Below are 5392 nucleotides of genomic sequence, written 5' to 3'. Positions count from 1 at the left end.
GAACTCAGAAGTGAAACGTATTAGCGGCGATGGTAGTGTGGGGTTTCCCCATGTGAGAGTAGCACACTGCCAGGTCCTATTCGAAAGAAGGGCTATCCTAACGGATAGCCCTTTTTTTATGCGTGTAAAAAGTCAAACTTAGTGTTACACCTTTAAATTAAAGCGCGTCAATCAGAAGGTTACTAAGCTTTCTCTAAGAAAGCGGTAAAAGGCTCTCGTTGCTTGACTATAAAAAGCAAAGTACTGGGAAGATCTTAATAAAAGAAAATTTACTGATCATAATATCAGGGCAAGAAAACGCCATCATATACACTGTATAAATTCGCAAACCAGAATAAATTACTTATAAGTCTATTAAACGACTAATTGATATTGCTCTATATGATAATAAAGCAGTGTTTATAGTTTACGGAATGAGGTATTGAACCGCGGTAAATCAGAACTGCTTTCTTTACAGCAAGAAACGTAATACAAACACTATCGGCCAGAACCAACGTTATTTTATCAATATGTTGAACGACATTACCCTGAACAACGCAATAAAAAAGCCTATCATGATGATAGGCTTTTGTGGTTTCGCGATGAGAGCGCAGTTGCGCACGCTTTATCTAAATTGGCTTATGCCTAATCTTATTTTTCGATGACTGCGAACTTACCATCGGTGTGAACAAATCCCCAAATAGTGTTGCTATCTTTCACATAACCCCAGTAGCGTTGTTGGCAATTAGCCACTTGGTAACCACCTTCTGGGTGTTGATCGGTCAGTCTGTAATAGGTTGAATAGTGGTCAGAGTAACCGCTTTCGACGTAACATTCATCAGCAAAAGCCGGTACCCATGACTGTGTTGCTTCGTCATAGCGACCAACGGTTAAGTCAGTCAAGACATACCCTTCAGGAGCGGTCATTACTAGCGTCATGGCGTCAGCAAAATCTAGACTATCCGCTAAATAGCGACCATTCCAGTTGGCGTCATTACCACTAGGATTACCATTGGCTAGATCTGGATTTAATGATGCTTCAATATCGGTACCTTTCACAAATTTTCCATCACGTGTTGTATGAGTTGGATTATTCACTTCTTCACCGTTTTGGTTAACATAGGTTAGTGATGCAGACTCTCCTTCAGCTAAAACACCAGTATCTACGTCGACGATGGGCGCAATTAAATCGCCATATTGGTTGAAGTGCGAACCTTCTTGGGTTTGATTTCCACTAAGGTATAACACATCAGATAAGGTAGTAGCGTTGTTATCCACAAACCAACTCATGGAAAATAACTCACGTAGACGTTCCACTTCCCCCACAGTAGCGGCATATGAGCTATTATAGGTAAGGTTATAGCCATCGATAATGGTTGCTTGCGATCCTATGTAACCCTCATCCGTTGGCGTTTCGGAATGGGCATAATAGTTTTGGTCGGGCGCAACCACTCTAATGGTTGCATCTGTGGTACGGGTGTTTTCATCTAACACTTGCCACTTAACTTCGTTACAAACTTGGGTCGTGACCGCACCCTCTACCATATAATCGCCTGAGTATGTACACCACGCATTTGTATCGTAATCATAGTGAGCGCCCAAGTTCATATCCACTTCAGTCAGTGTATGATCAGCGTAGTAAGCTTTGCTAGTAATCTGACGACCGTTAACTTCAACAACAACAAATGAAATACCATTTCCTAAATCAGACGTAATACTTGCGTACTTGGTCCCTTCGCTGTTGGTTAAATCTCCCCCAGTGATGGAGTCATAGAAGTTGTTAATGAACAACCCCGTTTCATGCTCATCATGCATACCGTATAAATCTTCGTAAGCTTTCCATGATGCATTGCCACCGATGATTTGTGTGAAGCCATTAGCGGTATCTTTGTCATCGGAGGTAGGGTGAATTAAGCTACGTGAGTACTGATGATCATGCCCTGCAATATAGGTAACTTGATAATTATTGAACAAGTTTAATATGTCAGCAGCTAGGCCAGGCTCAGCTTCATCTTGCAACTGCAAGTAGCCCAATTGGCCGATATCGTAGCCATTTAAACTTGGTTCTTCTAGCTCTTCATATGCACTAGTTGCAGTTTCTAGAGCATTGCTATAAAACGCAATTTCTTCAGCTGATGCATTATTTTCAATGGCATCATCTAACGTTGCTTGCGCTGCATCTTTAGCTTCTTGTAAAGCAATTCTTTCAGCTACATATGCATCGTAAATTTCAACTTGATAGGTTTGAGGACGCTTTTTAGTTGATAGCGGCTCATGTCCAAACGCCACAACATGATCTACGTCTTCGGCATTAGCGATAATAATTTCTTTCAACCAGTCTCTTAAAATTGTCCATGTTCCTCTATATGCGCTGCTATATAGCTCTGTAAAATAGAAATCTAAAGCAATAAACATGGTTTTATCTTCAATGAAATAATAAACCAAGTCTTCTGCACCAGGGAAACCTATGGCTTTCCCATTATCTAAATGTTCGCGAACTAATGCACCTGTATATGCTTGATACAATTTGTAGCCCTGGTCAAAATCAACCTGCTCATAACCTTCATAAGGGTTAATATCATTAAAAACATTGTTGACTGACTGACGTTCCCATTCTTGTTCGTTGGTAAACCATGCTGGCCAGTTTCTTCCATTAACAATTTCGTGATTGCCTCGCGCAGGAAATACACTGATCCCTGCATCGGTTAATGGGCCGGCAACTTTCTCCATCCACTGTACATAATCAGACTCCGCACGGTATTCAGTGATATCACCTGTTGCCAAAACTAAATCAACATCTAGCTCTATCATTTTATCAGTTACGGCTTCAACTAAAGGTAAAGGCAGAACTTTCCAGTCAGGGCCAAAATCTTTGCGATCTTCAGGCGCAACTACAATAGGCTCGCCGGCACTATCTACTTCAATATAAGGGTGGAATGGGTCTTCAACGTTAACTAAGTAGCTAACACCATCTTCATCCCAATCGTTGGCTTTAACCGCGTCATTTTGACTTTCAGTGCCGGCATCGTAATAACCATCACCGTTGTAGTCTACGCCTACGTATTCTTTGATGGACAAGGTGTTACCGTCTTTATCAACGTCCACGTACAACGACATATTGTCATCATCTCGACCTTGGGTATCTGGAAAAATAGCAAAACGTAAGATTTTATCTGAATCTTCGAAGAGAATGTTTGCCCCAGAGGTGGCATTACTACCTAGAACCGGCGCTTGTGCTGTTAAAGCATCAAGGGTTGCCTGAAGGGCTTCGATTTCGGCTTGTAACCTAGCAATATCTTCAATTGTGGTAGCATTGTTGGATGCTTCTTGTAAGGCTACTAACTCTGCAGTCATTGCATCAATCTGTGCTTGCATTGCAACAATAGTGGCGTTCAATGTAGCAACTTCTGCTCCATTTGAAGTATCTATGTTGTCGAGTTCGCTTTGTAACTCTTCAACTTGAGCTTGCAGTGCACTCACTTCGGCGTCGTTGTCGTCACCAATACTACAAGCGCTAAGTACGCCTACAGCGACTAACGTTAGCGTAAAATATTTCAACTTCATGGCTGTTCCCTCATTAAAAAAATAATTTCAAAGCTAATATCGCGTTTCAAATTGGCGATATTAATCAAGTTTCACTGCCTATAAGACGGCGTTAAAATTAATAAGGGGACAGATTTTTTTATATATTTTCCCGAGGCTAATTTGTCATTAAGTTGTCACAATAAAGCCTTATTTAAACGCTCAGGTGTAGTGGTAATGCTGAGTGTTATTCATTATGACTAACAAGTTTGCACTGACTGGTTTTATGTAGATTTGAAGGTGAATTTCACGGTGTCATTGGTATCGCAAAACGAAGTGTTAGGATTTCCTGGTATTCCGACTATATAAGTACGAGCGGATATGGATATGAAAAAATGACCCTTTGGGTAAGCTGATGGATGGAATATCGGAGGCAGAGCCAAATTAAACCAGTAATATCATGTTTCACTTCGATACAGACAATACCTACAAATACCATTATGGTAATGGCAACAAACTCAAATTAGATATAGTGATAAGAAGAGAGAAAAGGATGTCTGAGAAAATTGTATTAGAAGCAACCTTCAATCCGTCAGTCAAAACCTATTGGTTGTTAAGCTTGTTATTATTTTCAACGCTTATAGTCATTGGCATTCCATTACTTGTTTTATCCATTCCGATATTTTATCTAATCAGCAGTAAAATGATTGCTGCAATGTCCGCAATCATCACCGAACGAAAACTCATAGTAAAAAAAGGTATTTTCAACAAGGAAGAGAAAACAATTCCGCTTGAGAAGATAACAGATGTAGCTATGACCCAAGGCCCGTTAATGCGCATGTTTAATTTATACAGGTTGTCTTTTGAGACTGCAGGACAATCAGCTCAGGGCGCACTTGTTTCGCTTATAGGAATTGAAGATGCTATCAATTTTAGAGAAACCATTTTAAGCCAAAAAGATAAAGCTGTTCAGGGAAATAGATATACAGCAGAAGTCGAGACAAATACTAAAGACGACTTCGCCTTACTACTGCAAAGTACACAGCGGATAGAAGCATTATTAGAGAAGCTGGTTAATTCAAAGTAAAAGTTACTGTAATGAGAAGAGGTAGTAACAGGCTTTAAGTACTAATACCCTCTTAGTCAGACAATCTTCCGCTCGTACTCTAGATGATAATTTATCTCTATTAAGTCACCCGCCAAATCATGTGTCTTCGTTGTGGACACTAAACTGTGCTGGTGAAATATTGCCAAGCAAGATAATAGAGTAGATAAATTACACCTGACTAATGACCATTACTTACAAATGGCAGCAATTCAAGATCGCAGCTACAAGTGCCTAGTAAACTAGCAAACCCAAACTGAAGTTATAAACACAGTAAGTACAGTGGCTGTCTTAGCGATTACTTGTGGGTAATGGCGTATATAGCATACATAGGGTGAACCAAGTCCATACAATTAATTATGAGCTACGACGGTTTATGATGACATAGAGAAGTGAGTAGTGTGCTGCTAACAATATATGTGTGGTTAGCAATACAGTAAGAAAGCGTAATCAGCCTTAAACCGGTGTAAAAGAGGGCGAATAGCTAGTTTGGAAAACTTTATAAAATTATTTTAAGAAAAGTGTTGATCCAAAAGCTGATTCGCGTAGAATGCGCGCCTCGCTTCAAGGAGTTGGCAACAATAACAAGAAGCGGTTTTCATTAGCTCTACGGAGTTAACAACGGTTCGAAAAGAAATTTACGAAAAACGTTGACACTGAAAACAAGAAGCGTATTATACGCCTCCCGCTTCGAGAGAAGCACTCATCAAAAAGGCAATGGCCGTTCGGGTGAGGTGAGGAAGTCTAAGCAACTATATGTAGTGTTAGTCCTCCTTGCGCAAAAAC

Annotated in this window: 2 protein-coding genes; one reads left to right on the top strand and one right to left on the bottom strand. The window is 40.2% G+C overall.

The window, feature by feature from the left end; all coding sequences use genetic code 11:
• Positions 1 to 630: 630 nt before the first annotated feature.
• Positions 631 to 3543, bottom strand: coding sequence for a metallophosphoesterase (locus J5X92_RS20540; protein WP_208806409.1), 2913 nt, complete (start codon positions 3541 to 3543; stop codon positions 631 to 633).
• 511 nt (positions 3544 to 4054) lie between these two features.
• Between J5X92_RS20540 and J5X92_RS20535 the strand changes: the two genes are divergently transcribed.
• Positions 4055 to 4588 (top strand): PH domain-containing protein, encoded by a 534-nt coding sequence (locus J5X92_RS20535; RefSeq protein WP_208806408.1) that lies wholly within the window; start codon positions 4055 to 4057, stop codon positions 4586 to 4588.
• Positions 4589 to 5392 lie beyond the last annotated feature (804 nt).

The sequence above is a fragment of the Alteromonas sp. K632G genome, from assembly GCF_017653625.1.
GTDB classification, from domain to species: domain Bacteria; phylum Pseudomonadota; class Gammaproteobacteria; order Enterobacterales; family Alteromonadaceae; genus Alteromonas; species Alteromonas naphthalenivorans.
The sequence above is the reverse complement of the archived record's forward strand: the minus strand, read 5'-3'. Positions and strand labels throughout refer to the sequence as shown.